Genomic DNA, 20,317 nt, shown 5'->3' with positions numbered 1-20,317 from the left:
TTGACCGCAATAGCCGTGCCAAGCCAAGAGAGCGCGGAAATCGCCGGAGCCTCAGGTATCTTCAACAAATCGCGCAGCAAGATTGTGCGGTTTTCCGCACGGATCGCCTTCCCTTTTGGCGGAACCCCGCACTATGGTTCGTCAATGATCGGTTTTAAGAATACGATGGCAGAAGAAGAAGACATGGGTAATGGCGCCTTCCAGCGCGCCCCATTGGTCTTCCCTGGTAGATCCGGCGGTCGATCTCTCTGGCTTGTGGTTTTGCTTGCAATTCTTGGTGCGGCGCTCTGTTTCGTCGTCTTTGCAACGGGACGCATCGCCGGCACCAGAGCAGAGTATGCCCTACGCGACCGTGCTCTTGCCGCGTTCCCGCTTGCAGCCGACAGTTTGAAAGGAGAGATCGAGAAGCAGCGAATGATTCCGCTGGTTCTGGCACGCGACGGTGCCGTTCAGGAGATGCTTCGCAGTCCGAGCACTGCCAACGAAGCCGCGCTTGATGAGAAGCTTCGCGCCATCGCGCGCGACGCCGGCTCTTCTATACTCTACATCATTAATCCTGAGGGCGTTGCGGTCGCTGCGAGCAACGCCGGCGAGCCGACCAGTTTCGTCGGCAGCGATTACCGCTTTCGCCACTACTTCACCGAGGCGATGGCGGATGGCGCGGCTATGCAATATGCGCTCGGCACGGTTAGCGCGCGCCCTGGTCTCTATCTGTCGAGCCGGGTCGATGGGCCGGAGGGACCGCTCGGTGTGGTTGTGGTGAAGGTGGAGCTCGACCGCGTCGAGTCGCGTTGGCTGGAGAGCGGCTTCGTGGTCTTCACGACCGATGAGCGAGGCGTGGTTCTTGCCACGAGCGTGCCCCAATGGCGTTTTGGCGCTCTCTCACCGCTTTCCGTAAAGGAGAAGCAAACCGCTCGCGATCGTCTGCAGCTACCGGGCGTGACTTTCGAGCCGGTGCCGCTTTCCCGCCGCGGCGGCAACCTGGTCACCGCAACTCCTGAGAGTCGATCAGCCGGTTTCGTCGCGGTTTCGCAGGATCTCGGCAAAGCAGTTCCGGGCTGGCGCATGTCGTTGCTCATCCCCGCCGACACCGAGATCTCCTCGGCGGTCATGACAGCCCGCGTGACAACGCTGCTTGCCCTCGTTCTCGTTGGATTCGTCATTTTCATCATTGTTCGACGGCGGCGGGCGGCCCGGCAGCGGCAAGAAGTGCTTGTGTTGCTGAATGCGGAACTGGAGCATCGCGTCGAACTGCGGACGGCGGAGCTCCAGAGCTCGAACGCAGCGCTCGCCGGTGAGATCGCCGAGCGAGAGAACGCTGAAGCAAGAGTGCGTCGCCTGCGCGACGAACTCGCCCAGGCGAACCGCTTGTCAATCCTGGGACAGATAACTGCCGGGGTCGCCCACGAGATCAACCAGCCGGTCGCCGCAATCCGCACCTATGCTGAAAATGCCGCGCGTCTTCTAGGGATCGGCCGGTCGCAAGACACCGCCGAGAATCTGACCTCGATCGTCGCCATGACCGGCAGGATCGGCACGATCACTGAAACGCTAAGGTCCTTTTCCCGCCGCGCCAGCGGATCGATGGGACCGATACTGGCGGACGACGCGATCGACGGCGCTCTGTCGCTTCTTTCAGGCCGAATTCGCGATTCCGGGGTGACGATTGGACGGAAGCGGATCGATCCGTCTCCAATTGTCATGGCAAGCCGCATGCGACTGGAGCAGATACTCGTCAACCTTCTCCAGAACGCGCTTGACGCTCTGAAGGATCAACCGGAGCCCCGCGTCGAGATAGCGCTCGCCGAAAACGGGGAAATGGTCGCTATTTCCCTTCGGGACAACGGCCCCGGCCTTGCCCCCGACATTCGCAGGAGCCTCTTCATGCCGTTCGTTACTAACAAGGAAAAGGGTCTCGGTCTTGGCCTGGTCATTTCGCAAGAGATCGCACGTGAGCTCGGCGGCTCGTTGCGGCATGATGATGCCGGCCACGGGAGAGGGACTTCCTTCACGGTCGAGCTGAGGCGAGCGGCATGAGTGCTGAATCAGGACCGGTCATTTTTATCGACGATGACGAGGATGTGCTTCGCGCAGCCACGCAGATGCTGAAGCTTGCCTCGTTCTCACCGAGCGTGTTCGGTTCGGCCGAGGCCGCACTCGCCAGAATCGACGGGAACTTCGATGGCCCTGTCGTGAGTGACATCCGTATGCCCGGGCTGAACGGACTTCAGCTCTTCGAGCGAGTGAAGGCGATCGACCCGGAAATTCCGGTTGTCCTGATCACCGGGCATGCCGACGTCGAGCTGGCCGTTGCCGCCATCAAGGATGGCGCCTACGATTTCATCTCGAAGCCATATGCGAACGACCGGCTTCTCGTGACGCTGCATCGCGCTTCGGAAAAACGGCGCCTGGTCCTGGAAAACAGACGTCTTAGGGATGCGGTTGTCCGATCTGCGGGCGATATCCCGCTGATCGGGGAGGCCCCGACCATGATTCGATTGCGCGAAACTCTCCGCCAGATCGCCGATACCGATGTGGATGTCCTTGTGGAAGGCGAGACGGGCACGGGCAAGGAGGTGGTCGCGGATCTGCTTCACCGCTGGAGCAGACGACGCACGAAGCCCTTCGTTGCCCTGAATTGTGGAGCGCTGCCCGAAAGCGTCATCGATAGCGAACTTTTCGGGCACGAGGCGGGCGCCTTTACTGGCGCGCAGAGGCGCAGGACCGGTCGCATCGAGCATTCGAACGGAGGGACGCTCTTCCTCGACGAAATCGAATCGATGCCGCCAGCACTCCAGGTGAAGCTTCTGAGGGTGCTTGAGACCCGGCAGATCACGCCGCTTGGCACGAACGAAACCCGCAGCATCGACCTTCGTGTCGTGTCGGCTACCAAGGCCGATCTCGGCGATCCGGCCGCCCGCGGAGATTTCCGGGAAGACCTTTATTTCCGGCTGAATGTGGTGACGCTCCGCATCCCGCCGCTTCGCGAAAGGCGCGAAGACATCCCGATGCTCTTTGGGCATTTCCTGGAACGCGCCTCCAAACGCTTCAGCAGGCCAGTTCCGGACATAAGCGCTGGCGTGCGCGATCGCCTCGTGAGCCACAATTGGCCCGGCAATGTCCGTGAACTCGTGCATTTCGCCGATCGCGTTGCATTGGGACTTGAAAGGATAGGCACGCCCATTGCATCAGGTCGAAAGGAACAAGCGGTATCAAGCCTCCCCTTGTCCGAGAAGGTCAGCCTTTATGAGGCGACTGTCATCCGCGATGCCTTGCAGGAATGCGGCGGCGACGTGAGGCGCACGATCGAAGTCCTGGGAGTTCCCCGCAAGACCTTCTACGACAAGCTGAAACGACATGGGATAGACACGGCCGATTATCGAAAAACCGCCATTGGCTGAAGCCTTCTTGCTTGCATGTCGCGGAAAAGAAATTTCGCCATTCTCGTCCGACTCAAAGGATGCACTATGGGCTAGGTGAAGCGAGCCTGAGGTCGCTTTCGGAGCGCTATGGCATCAACCCCAAGACGGTCGCGAAGTGGAGAAGCGGAATTCGACCGCCGATCTGTCCACCGGCTCCAGGGAGTCGACAGTTCTGTCTGTCGAGGAAAACCGTTGTTGTGGCCTTCCGCCGCAACAGGCTGCTGCCGCTCGACGATTGCCTCTACGCGTTGCAGCCGACGTCCCGCATCTGACGCACTCCCACCGCTGTCTGCAGGCAAGCATCGGCCGATTGCCAGATGTCGACGGCGACAGGCCGGCGAGAAGAGTCGAGAGAATGAACCGGACCATCAAGACGCAACCGTCAAGCGCTTCCACTACGACGATCGCGACCAACTGCGTCGGCATCTTGCCGACTTCGTCGCGGCCTACAATTTCGGCCGCAAGCTGAAGACCCTCAAGGGCCTCACGCCCTGCGAGTTCATCTGGAAGGCATGGGCTTCCCAGCCCGAGCGTTCACTTTCAATCCGCTCCAGCAAATGCCGGGACTAAACATTTAGCAAATGGCGGATGAGGTGCACGATGCAAGTTAGCACGTCGCCTGGGGAAAGGTGCGCCGATCGCCTCTCTCTTGGCCAACCAGTTCCAGCTTGCCGTCTTACCCAGGCCCCCGCCAATCTCGTTGCGTTGTTGTTTAGCGTTGCAACAGATCCTTCAAAGAAATTCATGGAATCGTTGCGAGCGCAAATCGCTGTCAATGGTACGCTCATCACAACTTTCGAGATCAGTGGCGGCAGAAATCTGGTGTCGTTTTATGTTCCGCCGCCAAACAGCATTTGCGAAGAGCGCGAAATGACAAAGCCAGCAGGACGAGGGTACCAGCCATGCGCACATCGATTACACCCAAGTCGCCCGCGATACGATACTCGATATTGGCTACGACGATGCCATCGGCTTTGATGGTCGAAATTGCGCCGTCGTTCTGGCTCTCACCGGGCAGTCGCCCGACATCAGCCAGGGCGTTGATGAAGGACGATGGCAGGATCTCGAGCAAGGGCGGGATCAGGGCCTCATGTTTGGATTCGCATGTTTTCGATCTCCGACCGAAAGGCATCATCAAGATGCTTGATCTCGTACGCCCGATATACCGCAATACGGACACTTCGGCCGTGAAGAGCCTGAGTTCACCTGGGAGAAGACGGACAGAGCCGACGACTTGCTGCGTGAGGCAGGACCGGCAGCTGCGTGAGCGCCGCTGGATCAAGCGCATGCGGCAACCCTTTTCAACTCGCTAGCCCGCGCCCGCCGCGGCACGCGCTTCGACATCATGCTGACGGCTGTGTGATCGACACGGGCGGTTACCGGAAAGGCGACAAAAAAGTGCGTTACGACATCGTTATCATCGGAGGAGCCATCGTCGGCTCCTCGATCGCCTACTATCTGCGCGAGGAAGGGTTTTCCGGCTCGATCGCGCTGATCGAGCGCGATCCGCAGTTCGCGCACGCGGCAACGACGTTGTCCTGCGCCTCCATTCGCCAGCAATTCTCGATCCCGCAGAACATCCGCCTGTCGCAGTTCACCATGAAACTGTTCCGGCGGCTGAAGGAAGAATTCGGCGCGGACGCCGACATCGGTTTTCGCGAGGGCGGCTTTCTCATTCTCGCTAGCGAGAACGGGCTGCCGATCCTGAATGCCAATCACGAAGCGCAGGTCGCCGAGGGGGCCGACATCGTGCTCGAGGACGCGGATCAGCTGACGCGCCGCTTCCCTTGGCTGTCGACCGAAGGTATATCCGCCGGCGCCTATGGCCGCAGCGGCGAAGGCTGGTTCGACGCGCATGCGATGCTGACGCTGTTCCGCAAGGCGCTGCGCGGCAAGAACGTGGACTTTATGACCGCCTCGGTCATCGGCATCGAGCGGCAGGGCCACCGTGTCACCAGCGTCAGGCTCGACAATGGCGAGACGATCGAAGCCGGCACCGTCCTCAATGCCGCCGGGCCGAATGCCGGCAAGGTCGCCGCTCTCGCCGGGCTGGCGCTGCCGGTCGAGCCGCGCAAGCGCAATGTCTTCGTCTTCGAGGCGCGCGAAAAATATGCCGACATGCCGCTGCTGGTCGATCCCTCCGGCATCTATGTCAGGCCGGAAGGCTCGGTCTATCTCACCGGCGGCGCCGAGCCGGAAGAGGGCGACGGCCCGGCCGATCCCCAGGATTTCGAGGTCGACTGGCCGCTGTTCGAAGAGGTGATTTGGCCGTTGCTGGCAACCCGCATTCCGGCCTTCGAGGCGATCAAGGCGACCCGCGCCTGGGCCGGCCATTACGACTACAACACGCTCGACCAGAACGCGGTGATCGGGCCGCACCCCAAGGTGAAAAATTTCCTCTTCGCCAACGGATTTTCAGGCCACGGTCTGCAGCAGGCCCCGGCGGTCGGCAAGGCGCTGGCCGAGCTTCTCGTGCATGGCGGCTACCGCACGGTCGATTGCTCCGCGTTTGGGTACATCCGTGTCGCCGAAGGGCGGGCGTTTAGGGAATTGAATGTGATCTAGCAACAACGGCGCCGCGACGGTCTCCTTTGGTGCCGGCGGGACAGAGGGGCGCGAAGGTTCGCGACAGGCGGTGCCGCGGTACAAAGGCCTTGATGTTTAGCTTGCCCTGTTCGGTTGGGATCTCCGCAATATCAATGTGGAAGAAGCCGATGCTTGCGCTGCAGACATCGGTGCAATGAAGAGCGCGTCAGATGCGGGATCGTCGGCTGCAAGGCCGTAGAGGCAATCGTCCAGCGGCAGCAGTGTGTTGCGGCGGAAGGCCACAACACACGGTCCTCTTCTACGGCAGACAGAACCTTCGATCTCGGCTCCCTGGGGCCGGTGGGCAGATCGGCGGTCGAACTCCGCTCCTCCACTTCGCGACCGTCTTGGGGTTGATGGCATAGCGCTTCGAAAGCGAGCTCAGGCTCGCTTACAGCTCGACGCATCGCCTCTTTCTTTGTGGCGCTCCCATGCAGAACCTGGCCCAGTCGAAGCTTCGTGGCAGCGGCCCGCGCTCATGGCCGGCTCACTTAGGTCGATGCTGCGTGCTGTCACCGTGAGGTTCCGCTGGGGTTAGCGGTGCGTCGAGCACAGCGAGCGGGTTCACAGCCAACGCTCTGGAACCCATGTCGCTAGCCATCCATGGCGTGGATGCGTTTCATCGAAACAGACGATTTTACCGATGTTACGGCACGAGGCATAGAAAGAATTCAAGAATGTAGCAGCCTTAAGGAAAGTGGTTGATGTTTGCGTTGGCTCCGAAGAGCATTTTCTGGTCTGCGCGGAAGACCAGCCCAGGCGCGAGTCCATCGCGGCCAGGCACTTCCGCGATAGACGCGAGCTACATCCCGAATTGCGCAAGCGCTTGCCTCAAAGGCAGCAGCAAAGCTGAGGCTTGTGGTGTTCTGGAGAGAGGCAATTTAGATGCTTGTTGATCGCTCAAGGAACGATCGGTTCGTTGTTTCTCGACGGCGCACGGGTCTCGGTGATTGCCTGTGGTCTCTCGCGTCGGCTTGGGACTACGCACATCGGACGGGACGAGCTTTAGCAATAGATTGGCGCGGCTCTTGTTACCTTGACAACCCGTTTGCGAATGCCTTTCCAGCTTTCTTCAAGCCAATTGAGGATATCGGTGGTGTACGGGTCATTTGCGATGACCAGATCAACCACGTCTCATTCCCTGGTCCGTTCTTCCCGTCGTGGTGGAACAAGCCATCCATCGACTGCGTGTACCGTCCGGATGAACAGATTTTCCATGAACGTGACGAGCTTAACGATCTTTTCCAGGCCCAAGATGATTGTGAAGCCAACACGGTAGTGTGTGATGCTTGCTTGATGTGGCGCTGCGATGAAAAGGCCGAGCGAACCATATTTAGGAGCATCACACCGAGGGTCGAAATTGAGGATCGCATTGAAGCGCTCTACCAGGAATATTTTGACGGGCACAGCATAATTGGAGTCCATGTCCGCCACGGCAACGGCGAAGATATTATGGATCACGCACCTTACTGGGCTGATCCGAAGGTTGCCTTAGAGCAGGTATGCACTGCCATTCGTATGGCCAAGGCGCAACCGCATTCAAGACCTGTAAGGGTGTTCTTGTGTACAGACAGCGCCAAGGTTGTTGATCACCTGTCGGGCGTATTTCCCGAACTTTTCACCGTTCCAAAACGCTTCCAGGCGGATCAGGCCGGCCCCTTACACAGTGCAGCACTGGGCACCGACGGGGGGTTTTCCGCGCTCGTTGAGATGTATCTCCTCGGTCGATGCGACACTGTTATTCGCTTTCCTCCGACTAGCGCCTTCACCCGCTATGCCCGCCTCTTCGTGCCACGAATTGTCGAATTCGATTTGAATGACCCGCGTCGTTTGATCTTGATCGACAACTCTTTCGAACGTTCCCCGGCTCCATGAAAGGCTGGCATCCCGCTCGAACTCTCCCTTGCCTTCGCGCAGAGGCCCCCGTTCGCCCTGCCCAATACGCCCCTTTCTCGCCACGCAATCCCGCCGCAGGCGAGCGTTTTCATGGGCGCGTCAAAATCAAAAGGATTCAAGCTTGTCAAAGAGAAAAGTAGCTTTAATCACCGGGGTTACGGGGCAAGACGGTTCCTACCTCGCAGAATTGCTTTTAGAAAAGGGCTATTCTGTGCATGGGATAAAGAGACGATCGTCTCTTTTTAATACGGGCCGAATAGACCATCTCTATCATGACCCTCATGAAAGTGGCGTTGATCTTACACTTCACCACGGGGACTTGACAGACTCGTCGAGCCTTACGCGCGTCATCCAACTGGTTCAGCCGGACGAAATTTACAATTTGGCAGCTCAGAGCCACGTTGCAGTCTCCTTTGAAGAACCAGAATACACCGCGAACTCCGATGCCTTGGGTGCGCTGCGTATCCTCGAGGCAATTCGGATCCTGGGGCTCGTCAAGCATACGCGCTACTACCAAGCCTCGACGTCTGAGCTCTACGGGCTGGTGCGGGAAACGCCACAGACCGAGACGACACCGTTCTACCCCCGGTCCCCCTACGCTGTTGCCAAATTGTATGCTCACTGGATCACCGTAAATTATCGAGAATCTTACAATTTGTATGCATGTAACGGCATTTTATTTAATCATGAGTCACCTGCGCGCGGAGAAACATTTGTAACTCGCAAAATCACGCGCGCCTTGACTCGGATTAAGCTTGGAATGCAGCGGACTCTATTCCTGGGCAACCTTAATGCGCGTCGCGATTGGGGGCACGCTCGAGACTACGTCCAGATGCAGTGGTTGATGCTGCAGCAGGAGCAACCTGAAGACTTTGTGATCGCTAGCGGTGAGCAACATTCGGTGCGCGAATTCGTCACCGTCGCGGCCGCTGAACTCGGCATCGATGTTCGTTGGGTGGGGGAAGGGGTCGACGAAGAGGGATACGATGCAAAGACGGGAGCTCTGATCGTAAAGGTAGATCCCCGTTATTTTCGTCCTGCAGAAGTCGAGACACTTCTCGGCGATGCCCGCAAGGCGAAAGAAAAACTTGGGTGGGAGCCCAAAATCTCCTTCATCGAATTGGTTAGGGAGATGGTTCTGGAAGATTTGCGCATGGCAGAGCGTGAGGCAGTGCTGATGAAGCAGGGTTTTTATTCACACAGTCCACGAGAGTTATGCTGACAACGGCGGCGCCATGCTGGGTTGTTGTCAGTGCTATGGTGGCCTTCTTAAGGAGCGCCCAGAGCGTTAACAATGGAAAACAAAAAGATGAAGAAAGTCTATGTGGCAGGCCATCGCGGCCTTGTTGGATCCGCCACAATGAGAGCCCTCGAGGCGTTAGGATCCTATGAGATAATAACACGTACTCACGACGAACTGGATCTATTTGACCGGAGCGAGACGCGCAGGTTCTTCATGTCGCAGCGGCCAGATTACGTCGTTATGTGCGCCGCAAAGGTTGGTGGTATACTGGCGAACGCTAGCTCCCCTGTCGATTTCCTTCATAACAACCTCGCGATTCAAGTCAGTGTTTTTGATGCCGCTTACGCTTCCGGCGTCGAACGGATGATTTTTCTTGGCTCCTCGTGTATCTATCCACGCGACTGTCCGCAGCCGATACGGGAGGAATACCTTCTCACCGGTCCGCTTGAAGCGACGAATCGTCCCTACGCTTTGGCAAAAATCGCAGGTGTCGAATCGTGCTGGTCTTTCAACCGGCAGTACAAGGCGCGCTATCTCGCGTTGATGCCGACCAATTTATATGGTCCCGGCGATAATTATCACCCCGAAAATTGTCACGTTCTGCCTGCTCTGATACGCCGCTTTCATCAAGCTAAAATGAACGGCGACTCCTCGGTGGGGGTCTGGGGATCCGGAAATCCTCGGCGAGAGTTTATGTATTCGTCGGATGTAGGCGATGCCATTGCGTTCCTGCTTGGCCTGCCAGATTCGGATTTTGACGCCTTGACAGCCCCCGACACTGCGCCCCTGATTAATGTTGGCGTTGGTGAGGACGTCACAATTCGCGAGGTGGCGGAACTCGTCAAGGCGGCGGTCTGCTGGGAGGGCAATTTGGTGTTCGACACGACGAAGCCAGACGGTACTCCGCGCAAGCTACTGGACGTAACGCGCTTGCGTAACCTTGGCTGGAAAGCCAAAACGTCTCTTGGTGCCGGGTTGCAAGCGACGTATGACGATTTTCTTCGCCTTCATGCGGCTTGATGTGGAAGCGCGCATCCAGGTTGGACTGCATGTCCGACCGGGTGCAAGCTCGCCCAGACCGGCCAAACAGATGAGAGGGACGCATACATCCCGAGGCGGCCGCAATAGTGGCCTGTGCTGACGTTGCAGACCGGACCTCTCTGCGACCGGCGATGCAGAGGATCACCCTAAAGCTTGCCCAAGCCAAATGGGAAGGGGAAGGCCGCATAACGGGCCGCACCTGGAACGGCTGTGCGTGAGCGCCGTCAACTCAAGCCGCCAGTTAGAACTGCTCGACCTCGCGGGAGCCGCTGCTTACGAAGCTGGCATCGACAGGAAAGCCAACCAGGCCCGCATCATGCCTCGAGGCAGGCCTTATCCAAGGCGGTGCATGCGGAAATGGCGGGCGTCGACGTTTGCTTTTCAACTCGCGCTTAGCCGCAGGCGGGATCGTGTCCCCCTGCGTGGTGGAGCTGGCGGCATTGGTCGCCGTGCTCTCCGGCATGGGCCGGGCTGATCGGATTGGTTCAGTCTGCGTTGTTAGCGCCGGACTCCGCCTCAAGGTCATGGCGCCACAAGCGCGGATTCGCGGCGCCGTGGTGCGGGCGTTTACAACTCATGCAGCAGCGGGTCTCGTTGATGGCGAAGCGGGCTGCCCTGAACCAATCGCTCGCGTCTGCGGCGCGCCAAGCTGCCGCGCAACGCGATCATCCTGACGCTCTGGGATGGCAGTGGCAGGTGACCGCCTATGCGGTGAGCACGCTTGGCCTTAGCTCGATTGGCCTCGACCCCAACCGGCCCTGGTCATCGCGCCGTGCCACAGCTTTTACCGCCAAGTGAAGCCGATCAGCTGCGACCGCTCGCCGCGACAACCCTGGCGCCAGACTATGCTCTGCTCGGCTGGTTCGAGCCCGTCGCGGCTGTGTTCATCCGCAGCATCGAATGCCATATCCGCTGCAGCCTCGAATGCAATAACCGTCGTAGCTTTTCAGAGCGCCTCTCGGAGTTGTTGAAAAACCCGGAAGTCAATTGCCCGTTTTACCTTTTCGGCAATGTTGAGGCGTCTGAGAATGGCTCAAACGATACCCCGTTTGGCTTCATGCAATGTCTCGCCCAGTCCGACGAGACGGGCTGCAGCCTGACCCGTCGGCATGTCAATGACCGTGATTGCGCTTGCCGCAAGGAAACGACGCTCGTTCTTGGTCAGCGTCGCTGTATCGATTGCCGCAAAATGTGGGCCATTGGAGCGCTTCATGATCTGCCGGGCATAGGTGCGCAGCATCTGATCGTTGAAGCGGCAGCCGATGAAGAAAAGACCACGGCTAGCTCGCCGTTCCTTCACCAGGTCAGGGATCGGCGTCTGGATGTCGATTTCGCTCAGCACTTCAACGTAGTCGGAATCTGCGACGAGGAAGTTTGCGGCCGGCCTGGCACCGCCGTGAGGGGCGTAGAGAACCGTCTTCGCCGCTGGTGCGGATTCGAGTAATATCCCGGACAGATCGTAGGCTTTCGTCCAAATGTCACCGATCTCGTGCGCCCGTGTTACGCCCTGTATTTCGACGACGTCCGTTCGCCGGGTCTGTATTAGAGCCGCGCGCATGGCACCGTCGTACCAGCTGTCGACGATCACGGAGAGCGGCAGCGTTGCAAGCCAGGCATGCAAGATGGTCGGCACCACCGGGGCCGCGAATATTTCGGCCATCCAAACTTGAAGCGTCCGGCGGTGCCGGCGCTGTTCGATATACTGCGCTACCGACCACATGTTGGTGCGGATCTTCGAAGGGGCTGGCGTGCGCTTGCGCTGCGGCAACGGCTTCGGGGGTATGCGGTACGGGCGGTCCCGCGGAGCGGATCTCAAGCAAGCCCGGGCCGAGATAGGGAATGACCTGATCGGCCGCGAGCGCTTTCTTCAAAAGGTCAAGCTGCCTTTCGGCAAAACTGTCCCGAATGACGACGAGATGGCCCGAGGTCATTGTGTTCATGCTCGTATCCCTTTGCCGCTCTCTTTGTGTCAACCCGAAGGTCAGTCCTCGCCGGAAATCTTCCTTGCCTCGACGGTAATCGGCAAAGGCGTGTCCCACGGAAGGTCGGGCAGAACTAACCGCCAGCCGTTCTTCAGCGTCACAGCCCCGCCCCATAAGTGTTCGTTGTCGACCTTGATGATCGGCTCTTCGAGATCCTTTTTGGGAATATATGCCGACAAGCCAGCACCGGTCCTGCGGATCATCACCCTCATCGGGCCGTTCCTTTGCTAAAGCCAGCACCGATTTCGGCACTGGAAGGAGTCCGGGCCGTCTCAAGGCTCATGAGTTCACGCGCACGCATGCCGACGACGGTGCCGCGATCGACCCATTCGACCGCATAGATGTAGAACTGCTGGAGAAAGGTGCCGATGTCGCGCACATAGCCCTCGTCGCCTTTGCGCACCAGATTTTCACCGATCTCCTTGCCCGGATAGGTGCCGTCATTTTTTATGTGGCGTGTGGCGCGGACCCGCTCACCCGGCATGAATCGCGGGGGTGTACGGATTTCGATGTCCTGTTCGCGTCCGAGGCTCATGGCCGTTCCTTTCTCTCGGCTGCAGCTTTCCAACAGGAGGTCAATGGTCCTGCGGAGGCGCCTCGACCGTGTCGGTAGCCGAAATGGAGCTCAGGCGGGGACGCAAGTCTTCGACACCGGACATACCGAGGCGCATTGCTGCGTTTCGAAGGTCCCCTCGCATTCGGTGCACTTTTTCGGATCGATCACGTAGGTCTCGCCCTTGAACTTAATCGCGCCCGAAGGGCATTCAAACTCACAGGCACCGCACTGGGTGCATTGGGAAGCGATGATCTTAAAGGCCATTTTCAACTCCGGTTCGGTTAGAATGAGGCGGCTCAGGCCGTCGCAGCCAGTGGCTCACTCCCAAACTCGGCGGCGTAAAGCGCGCCGATCGCGGTCTCGATGTAGTCATACCCGTAAGCCTCCGTTGCTCGGATCCCACCTTCCTTGAGACGATCCTCGGGGCAATTTCCAATTCTCGCGCACAGCACGATGTCTACGCCTTCGAGCGTAGAGATGACGCCGTCGAGGCTCTTGTCCTCGGCCCGGCCGCCGAGGCAATACTGTTCGACCTTGCGATGACCGACGAAACTGATCCCTTTCGGAGAGGCCTCATAAACCTGGAATTCCTTCGCATGGCCGAAATGCTCGTTGATGCGGCCGCCACCCTTGGTCGCCACCGCTACCAGAAGCGATTTGCCGGAGCCTGCGGTCTTGACCATCCCGAGCGCCTCGCTCTTGGCCGCCAGGCGATCGCCCCGCTCGCGCGCGACCACTGCCCGATATGTCTCGCGCTTGCTGGCGTCGTACGTGACCTTGTCGGGAAGCCGGTCGAGCGTGAATTCCTGGCCACGATCCTCGCCGAGCAGGCCGACAGCATCGGCCCGGCACTGCCGGCAGTGGCGCATCAACTTGGCGCCGCCTTCGAGACGATCCTGAAGGGCCTTCAGCTCCATTGCCTTGGGGCCGCGCTGCCCACTCAGGCCGTAATGCGTACCGTGCGCCGGGTCGGAAATCAGCGGCATGACATTGTGCAGGAACGCGCCGCGCTCCTTGACCCATTTATTCACCTCGATCAGGTGCTCATCGTTTACGCCGGGGATCATTACCGAATTGATCTTGGTGAGGATGCCGCGCGCCGTCAGCATCTCCAGCCCCGACATCTGTCGTTCGTGCAGGATCGTGGCTGCCTCAACGCCGGTATAACGGCGGTTGTCATAGAAGATCCACGGATAGATCTTGGCACCGATCCGCGGGTCGACCATGTTGATGGTGATCGTCACGTGATCGACATTCATTTCAGCAAGCTCGGCGACGCGGTCTGGCAGCGCGAGCCCGTTGGTTGAGATGCACAGCTTGATGTCGGCGATTTCCTTGGCGACCCGTTGGAATGTCGCCTTTGTGTTCTTCCAGTCGTAACAGGCATCGCCCGGTCCGGCGATGCCAAGCACGGAAAGCTGCGGCACTTCGTTGGCAACCCCGATCACCTTGCGCAGCGCCTGGTCGGGCGTCAGCCTTTCCGAAACGACCCCAGGCCGGCTTTCGTTGGCGCAGTCATATTTGCGATTGCAGTAGTTGCATTGAATATTGCAGGCTGGGGCGACCGCCACATGCATGCGCGCGAAATAGTGGTGCGCTTCCTCTGAAAAGCAGGGATGATCCTTGATCTTCTCCCAGACGGCCGGGTCCATCTCGTGCGGCTTCGCGGAGGAGCCGCAGGATGAAGATGCGCAGCCACCGGGTTTCGCTCTCGCCGGCGACTGAGAGAAGACTGTCGTGCCGGAAAGGCCCTGTAGCGAAATCATCGGTGCGGACATGGAGCGGCTCCGTGCGTGGTGTGAACATCGCACTTCAGAGCGCAAGAGATATGCCAACCCCAAAAGCGGTCTTATCCGTCATGTTGGCTTTTACGTCGGCCTTTTGTGTCCAATTGTGTCCGTTTCCTGCGACACGGTTTTGTCAGGTCGCCGACAACGGTCAAAAGCAACGCGAAAAGTGACGTCTTGTCTCAGTTACGCCCGGTGCGGGCAGCAACCGCGCCCCCACGTTTGATGTCATCAGGGACGTTTAGAACTTCTTCACTCCGATACGATGCCGGCGCAAAGCATAGCCGACCTGCCGCGGCGTGAGACCAAGAACACGAGCCGCCTTGGCCTGAACCCAGCCGGCTTTCTCCATCGCATCAATCAGCCGGTCGCGTTCCGTCAGACGCGGGTTCATTGCAGGGCAAACGGGATGGTGGGGGTCGCAGGTCTCGCCGGGCGATGCCTCATTCTGTGAGGGGCCGACTCGCATGGCAGGCAGCGGCGATCCAACCGGCATCATATTGCCACGCGCGAACTCGTCGACGGCATAGGCGCCGTGCGAACGGCCGACTCCTTTCCACAGAAGCGAAGACAGGCACTGGCTGTTCTTGCAGGCGAAATCCGACGCAGTTATTGTCGTTGAACGCGCAAGTGTGGCCGTCCGTCTCACACAATTCTCCAACTCACGCACGTTGCCAGGGAAATAGCATTGCGACATCAGGTCAAGCGCCGACGGCGTGAAGCCAAGATCGCGATGGTTCTCCTTGTTGAATCGGTCGAGGAGAGCGTTCGCAAGGCGTGGAATATCGCCCGGTCGTTCTCTCAGGGGAGGCAGGACTATTGGCACCACATTGATGCGGTAATAAAGGTCGGCCCTGAACTCTCCATTCCGGACAGCCGTCTCGAGGTCCTTGTTGGTGGCGCATATGAGCCGCACGTCAACTTTTAGGGTCCTGGTGCCGCCCACTCGCTCCAGTTCTCCTTCCTGCAAGACGCGCAACAGCTTGGCTTGAAAGGCAGGCGAAATCTCGCCGATTTCATCAAGCAGCAGGGTTCCGCCATTCGCCAATTCGAACCGGCCGGCGCGCTGCAGGATAGCCCCGGTGAAGGCGCCCTTCTCGTGGCCAAAGAGCTCCGATTCCAAGACGCTTTCGGGCAATGCGGCGCAGTTCAATTTGACGAAGGATTTCTCCCTCCGATGCGAAAGCTTATGGATGGCCTGTGCAAAGAACTCCTTGCCGGTACCGCTTTCGCCTCGCAGAAGCACGGTGGAATTGGTCCTGGCCACGACCGAGACGATCTCCAGCACTTGCTTGAGTGCGGGACTTTCTCCGATGATTCCGTCGATCTTGACATGCGGATGTCGGGCCGGATGGGTCCTGTCCTCGTCGAGCGATTGCTCTGGTCTCGGTTGCTTCTCGATAAGTCGCTGACCAGCCGTGCTCAAAGTGCGATGCAGGCGGATGGTCCGGCCGACCAGATTGGCGACCATGGCCAGGAAACGTAAGTCCTCCTCGTAACGGAACCTGGTGGTACCGTTCCTGACCCGGTCGATCGACAGCGTCCCGAAGATCTTTTCCTCAGCCTTTAGCGGGACACCGATAAACGCAGTTGCGATCGTGCCGCTGGTCGATTGAGGATCAGCCTGAAACAGCTCCGACGTGCTTGTGTCTTGTATGACGATCGGCACTCCAGTAGCGACGATTTTGTCTATTACGGCCTGGGGTATGACACTGCCGATGGCTGACTGAGGCACAGCGCCGGCGGTAGTTGCGCTAATCTGCGGCTCTCCTTCAGCGTCCAGGACGACAATTGCGCCATGACGCATTTGCACAAACGAGGAGAGGATATTCGCGACATTGGCAAGCGTAATCTCCAGCCGGGTCGGGGCAGTCAGAATCTTCGATATCTCGTAGATTCCCCCGAGCAAGCTGTCCGCATTGCGCGCCGCTCCGACCGCAGGTTCAGGCGGGGTGTTCCGAGATACAATTTCACCGACCTGATCTGGAAGCATGTGAGCCATGCAAACACCTCAAGGGTTGTCCAAGGTGCTCCTCCCAGGCCCTTTTTTGTATTTTGAGTTCCAGAAACATAGTATTTTCAGCCTTTCGGCAATTGTGAACAATATTGGCGGTCTTGACCGCATTGCGCGCCTCTCGTTTCCCGCTCTTTGCGCCAGTCATCCGAACTTGAAGAGAACGCCGAAGCCGCCGCGCGGATAATTCCACACGATCTCACCGCTGGCCTCGCACAGCACGCGACAGGTGCCGCATTCCATGCAGCCGTCGGAAGTGGTCTCCACCTGTCCCTTGTCGTTCAACTCATAGCACTTAGCCGGGCAGATGTGTGTCAGCGCGAGCAGGTTCGCGCTCGGCCTCTCGTGCGGTCGCACTTTGATATGCGGGCGGCCCGGATCGACCAGATAGCGGTTCTGATAAAGCTTCTCCTCGACACGTAACTTCGTCACGGCCATCGTCATCCTGTTTCTCCTTCAGCGCCACGCGAGTGCCAGGCGGACCACATCGCTGATCAGCCCCCAGCGCGAACGCGCCCTGATGAAGGCAGCAGTGGTCGCCTTTTCCTTCTCGATTTTTGGGGTGCCGTCGACCCGCATGAAGTTCTGCGCGGCCTGCGACATCAACTGCGGGTAAGTCATGAAGAAATTGCGGGAATTGGTGTGTATCAGGGCCGGCATGTCCTTATATTTCATCAGGTCTTTGACTACGAAGGACTTGTCCAGCATGGTCTTGTAGAGGGCGAGGTTCCTCCTGATCATCGGCTGGTTGCGGCCCTTGATCTCAATGATTGCCTCGCCCGCGATGCGGCCGGAAGTCATGGCGAGGTTCGAACCCTCGCGGTGGATAGCGTTGTTCAGTTGGGCGGCATCACCGACCGCCACCCAGCCGTCGCCGAAGAGTTGCGGAATTGCCTTGTAGCCACCTTCGGGAATGAGATGCGCGGAATACTCCTTGACTTCCGAGCCCGCGATCAGCGGCCGGATCGAAGGATGGTTTTTGAAGTTGTCGAGGAGGACGTAAGGGCTCTCCATTGTCTGGGCGAAATCGGAGACGAGGCAGCCGATGCCGAGAGAGATCGACTCCTTGTTGGTGTAGAGGAAGGCCAGTCCGGCCATGCTGCGGGAAATCGTGCCCGCCGCTTCGATCACGCAGCCTTCGTCGCCCTGGAGGCCGAACCGCTGCTCAATGACCTCATCGGGTAGGAAATGCATTTCCTTGACAGCGAGGGCCACGCTTTCTGGCTTCGGCATCTTGCGCAGGCCGGCCCGTGTACCGAGCAGCCCGTTGACACCTTCTGCGAGCACGACGACGTCCGCGTAGATCGGCCCGCCAGCCCGGTCGGTGCGCACGCCGATCACCTTGCCGCTGGCACTGCGGACAAGTTCGGTCACCGTCGTCTCGCACAGCACCGTCGCGCCGGCCTGGCGCACCTTGCGCGAAAACCACTTGTCGAATTGGGCGCGGATGATCGTGTAGCGATTGGGCTTCGCCTCGTTGAAATCGTCCGATCGATACTGCATCCCGGTGTGGGAGGTGTCGTCCATCACCCAGAATCGCTGCTCGACCAGATGCCGCTCGAGAGGCGCATCATCCCGGAAATCCGGAATGATTTGCTCCAACATGTCGGCGTACATGATGGCGCCCTGGACATTCTTGGAGCCCGGATACTCGCCGCGCTCCAACTGCAGCACCGTCAGGCCCTGGCTTGCCATGGTGTAGGCGGCCGCGTTTCCGGACATACCGGCCCCGACGACGATGGCGTCGAATTCTTCCTCGATCATGGCCCTCTCCCTTAGCTCGCAAGCTTGTCGTGGCTGTGCGGCGACAGCCGCCGGGTGAAAGCTTCCGTCAATGCCGGCAGGAAACGGATTGCATCGGTGACGATGCCGAGGTGGGCAAAGTCGAAGATCGGGGCGTTCGGGTCGGTGTTGATTGCCACGATCAAATCAGCCCCCTCCACGCCAACCCGATGCTGAATGGCGCCGGAAATCCCGGCCGCTATGTAAAGCTTTGGCCGGATGGTCTTGCCGGTTTGGCCAACCTGCCGATCGGCCGGCATCCAGCCCTTCTGGACCAACGGGCGCGAACAGCCATATTCGGCGCCGATTGCCCGCGCTAGATTCTTCACAAGCTGCAAATTCTCCGCTGAGCCGAGACCGAGGCCTCCGGCAACCACGATGTCGGCGTAGGCGAGATTTGCCTTTGCCGATTGGCGATCGAGGTTGAAGCCAAGGACTTTAGTGATGATCTCTTCCTCGGACATTGACAGCTTATGCCGGATGACACGCCCGACCGGCTTATCCGTCCGCGGTGGCATGGCCATAACCCTCGGTCGTACGGTGGCCATCTGCGGCCGGTAGTTGAGCGTATAGATCGTGCATAGCAAGGAACCGCCGAAAGTCGGACGGGTCGCGGCGAGCGAACCGTCGACCACATCGAGTTCGGTACAGTCGGCAGTGAGCCCTGTCAGCAAGGTCGTCGCTACCGAGCCAGCGAGATCCCTGCCGAGCGTGGTGGCACCAAGAAGCAGGATCTCCGGTTTGTGGGTATTGACCAGATCCGTCATCGCCTTGGTGAAAGGCTCGTTGCGATAGTCGGCAAGCAGCGGTGCCTCGACCAGGTAGACAAGCTCGGCGCCGTAAGCGAAGGCCTCGGCAACGGCATGCTGCGTGGCCTCAGCTGGCGGTCCGAGCACGATCCCCGCAAGCTGGATGCCTAGCTTGTCGGCTAGCTTGCGGCCTTCGCCAAGCAGTTCGAAGGACACGGGATGGACCTCGCCGCGTTCCAGTTCGATGAAAACCCAGACGTGCCGATAGTCCCTAAAGTGCTCAGGCAATTCCCTCTTGATGCCGGCACGGCCGGCGGAAGGAGGGGCTTCGCGGTTCGCGTTCGACATCATCTCTCCTTGCCGTCCCGTCACTGGCCGCCGTCGAAGGCGAGTTCGTGTTCCAGCGCTGGCTGGCGGGTAAAGATTGCGCCGATCAGTTCGTCAGCGAGGTCGTGCTGCGTCTTGTCGGTCATGTCGATCCGCGTCGCCTTTTCCGCCCTCGTGGTTGGGGCGAAAACGCGCTTGACGACCGTCGGCGAGCCGCGCAGGCCGCATTTGTTGAGGTCCTCAATGCCAGCTTCGGCCGCGCTCCATTTCACGATCTGGCTGCGCGCGGCGCGCATGGCGTCGTCGAGCGAGCCCCTGCGGATTTCGTTGGTGCCTTCCAGCATTGTGATGAGGCAAGGCAGCCTGCTTTTCAGCATCTGCGTACCGCCTTCCGAACGGCGCTTGACGGTGATCTCGCGCGCATCGAGATCGATAGAGTCGATCTTCGCCACATAGGTGAACTGCAGGAGGCCGAGGCGCTTGGCGATGCCGGGCCCGACCTGGGCGGTATCGCCGTCAATCGTCTGCTTGCCGGCGAAGACGATGTCCGGCGCGCCGAAGGTCTCGCCAATTCTCACGATTGCCCGAGAAAGCGCGAAGGAGGTCGCCAGCGTGTCAGAGCCGGCAAAACAGCGGTCGGTCAAGAGTACCGCGCGGTCGGCGCCATAGGTGAGCGCCTTGCGCAGCGCATCTTCTGCCATCGGCGGACCCATCGTAAGCACGGTGACCTCGCCGCCATGGGCGCCGCGCAATCTCAGTGCCTCTTCGAGGGCGAACAGGTCGTAAGGGTTGATGATGGTCGGCACGCCCTGGCGCATAATCGTGTTCGTTACCGGGTGGACACGTATCTGCGCGGAGTCCGGCACCTGCTTGATACAGATTACAATGTGCATTGCGTCTTTCTCTGCTCCAATCCGCAAGCGGCCCTGGCG

17 protein-coding genes and 3 pseudogenes are annotated in these 20,317 nt (G+C 59.4%); 8 read left to right on the top strand and 12 right to left on the bottom strand.

The window, feature by feature from the left end:
* Positions 1-183 precede the first annotated feature (183 nt).
* The 3 genes and pseudogenes from AC1DZU_RS27685 to AC1DZU_RS27675 form a co-directional block, all read left to right on the top strand.
* The gene (locus tag AC1DZU_RS27685) at positions 184-2,037 is read left to right on the top strand and encodes a sensor histidine kinase (RefSeq protein WP_477289814.1); all 1,854 of its coding nucleotides are present in this window, start codon (positions 184-186) and stop codon (positions 2,035-2,037) included.
* Positions 2,034-3,401, top strand: a complete 1,368-nt coding sequence (locus tag AC1DZU_RS27680; protein WP_477289800.1) for a sigma-54-dependent transcriptional regulator — start codon at positions 2,034-2,036, stop codon at positions 3,399-3,401. Before AC1DZU_RS27685 ends, AC1DZU_RS27680 begins: the two co-directional genes overlap by 4 nt.
* Before the next feature lie 77 nt (positions 3,402-3,478).
* Positions 3,479-4,000, top strand: a pseudogene (locus AC1DZU_RS27675) (IS3 family transposase); the annotation flags it as partial.
* A gap of 224 nt (positions 4,001-4,224) precedes the next feature.
* Here AC1DZU_RS27675 and AC1DZU_RS27670 read toward each other — a convergent pair.
* Positions 4,225-4,494, bottom strand: a complete 270-nt coding sequence (locus tag AC1DZU_RS27670; protein ID WP_168991845.1) for a hypothetical protein — start codon at positions 4,492-4,494, stop codon at positions 4,225-4,227.
* Between the two features lie 326 nt (positions 4,495-4,820).
* Between AC1DZU_RS27670 and AC1DZU_RS27665 the strand changes: the two genes are divergently transcribed.
* Positions 4,821-5,987 carry an NAD(P)/FAD-dependent oxidoreductase gene (locus AC1DZU_RS27665; RefSeq protein ID WP_477289799.1) on the top strand — a complete coding sequence of 389 codons (1,167 nt, stop codon included), beginning with the start codon at positions 4,821-4,823 and terminating at the stop codon, positions 5,985-5,987.
* Positions 5,988-6,060: 73 nt separating this feature from the next.
* Here the strand turns inward: AC1DZU_RS27665 and AC1DZU_RS27660 are convergent.
* Positions 6,061-6,457: pseudogene (locus tag AC1DZU_RS27660) on the bottom strand (transposase family protein); the annotation flags it as partial.
* A 436-nt stretch (positions 6,458-6,893) separates the two neighbouring features.
* Between AC1DZU_RS27660 and AC1DZU_RS27655 the strand changes: the two are divergent.
* The 4 genes from AC1DZU_RS27655 (at position 6,894) to AC1DZU_RS27640 (ending at position 10,986) form a co-directional block, all read left to right on the top strand.
* Positions 6,894-7,883: a nodulation protein NodZ gene (locus tag AC1DZU_RS27655; RefSeq protein ID WP_477289798.1), complete on the top strand. Its 990-nt coding sequence runs from the start codon at positions 6,894-6,896 to the stop codon at positions 7,881-7,883.
* A 142-nt stretch (positions 7,884-8,025) separates the two neighbouring features.
* On the top strand, positions 8,026-9,126 hold the full coding sequence (gene gmd / locus AC1DZU_RS27650; RefSeq protein ID WP_477289797.1) for a GDP-mannose 4,6-dehydratase: 1,101 nt from the start codon (positions 8,026-8,028) through the stop codon (positions 9,124-9,126).
* A gap of 72 nt (positions 9,127-9,198) precedes the next feature.
* A complete protein-coding gene (locus AC1DZU_RS27645; RefSeq protein ID WP_136617701.1) occupies positions 9,199-10,167 on the top strand; it encodes a GDP-L-fucose synthase family protein in 969 nt (322 codons plus the stop codon).
* Between the two features lie 597 nt (positions 10,168-10,764).
* A complete protein-coding gene (locus AC1DZU_RS27640; protein WP_477289796.1) occupies positions 10,765-10,986 on the top strand; it encodes a hypothetical protein in 222 nt (73 codons plus the stop codon).
* Positions 10,987-11,221: 235 nt separating this feature from the next.
* On the opposite strand, the pseudogene AC1DZU_RS27635 reads toward AC1DZU_RS27640, so the two are convergent.
* The 10 genes and pseudogenes from AC1DZU_RS27635 to AC1DZU_RS27590 all read right to left on the bottom strand — a co-directional run bounded on the left by AC1DZU_RS27635 (position 11,222) and on the right by AC1DZU_RS27590 (position 20,278).
* A pseudogene (locus tag AC1DZU_RS27635) lies at positions 11,222-12,128 on the bottom strand (SIR2 family NAD-dependent protein deacylase).
* A 41-nt stretch (positions 12,129-12,169) separates the two neighbouring features.
* Positions 12,170-12,382, bottom strand: coding sequence for a putative nitrogen fixation protein NifT (gene nifT / locus AC1DZU_RS27630; RefSeq protein WP_027033171.1), 213 nt, complete (start codon positions 12,380-12,382; stop codon positions 12,170-12,172).
* Positions 12,379-12,705 carry a nitrogen fixation protein NifZ gene (locus tag AC1DZU_RS27625; RefSeq protein ID WP_477289795.1) on the bottom strand — a complete coding sequence of 109 codons (327 nt, stop codon included), beginning with the start codon at positions 12,703-12,705 and terminating at the stop codon, positions 12,379-12,381. The genes nifT and AC1DZU_RS27625 overlap by 4 nt, the downstream gene beginning before the upstream one ends.
* Before the next feature lie 90 nt (positions 12,706-12,795).
* Positions 12,796-12,990, bottom strand: coding sequence for a 4Fe-4S binding protein (locus AC1DZU_RS27620; protein WP_010913566.1), 195 nt, complete (start codon positions 12,988-12,990; stop codon positions 12,796-12,798).
* Positions 12,991-13,022: 32 nt separating this feature from the next.
* Positions 13,023-14,504, bottom strand: coding sequence for a nitrogenase cofactor biosynthesis protein NifB (nifB, locus tag AC1DZU_RS27615; protein ID WP_477289794.1), 1,482 nt, complete (start codon positions 14,502-14,504; stop codon positions 13,023-13,025).
* Between the two features lie 250 nt (positions 14,505-14,754).
* Complete coding sequence (gene nifA, locus AC1DZU_RS27610) at positions 14,755-16,515, bottom strand: nif-specific transcriptional activator NifA (protein WP_477289793.1); 1,761 nt, start codon at positions 16,513-16,515, stop codon at positions 14,755-14,757.
* 156 nt (positions 16,516-16,671) lie between these two features.
* Positions 16,672-16,971, bottom strand: a complete 300-nt coding sequence (locus AC1DZU_RS27605) for a ferredoxin family protein (RefSeq protein WP_006333856.1) — start codon at positions 16,969-16,971, stop codon at positions 16,672-16,674.
* 12 nt (positions 16,972-16,983) lie between these two features.
* Positions 16,984-18,291 carry an FAD-dependent oxidoreductase gene (locus AC1DZU_RS27600; RefSeq protein WP_477289792.1) on the bottom strand — a complete coding sequence of 436 codons (1,308 nt, stop codon included), beginning with the start codon at positions 18,289-18,291 and terminating at the stop codon, positions 16,984-16,986.
* 11 nt (positions 18,292-18,302) lie between these two features.
* Entirely contained in the window at positions 18,303-19,406 is a 1,104-nt protein-coding gene (locus AC1DZU_RS27595) for an electron transfer flavoprotein subunit alpha/FixB family protein (RefSeq protein ID WP_477289791.1), read from the bottom strand.
* Positions 19,407-19,426: 20 nt separating this feature from the next.
* Complete coding sequence (locus AC1DZU_RS27590; protein WP_477289790.1) at positions 19,427-20,278, bottom strand: electron transfer flavoprotein subunit beta/FixA family protein; 852 nt, start codon at positions 20,276-20,278, stop codon at positions 19,427-19,429.
* Between the last annotated feature and the right edge of the window lie 39 nt (positions 20,279-20,317).

The sequence above is a fragment of the Mesorhizobium sp. P2_A12 genome, assembly GCF_056405075.1.
The sequence above is the reverse complement of the archived record's forward strand: the minus strand, read 5'-3'. Positions and strand labels throughout refer to the sequence as shown.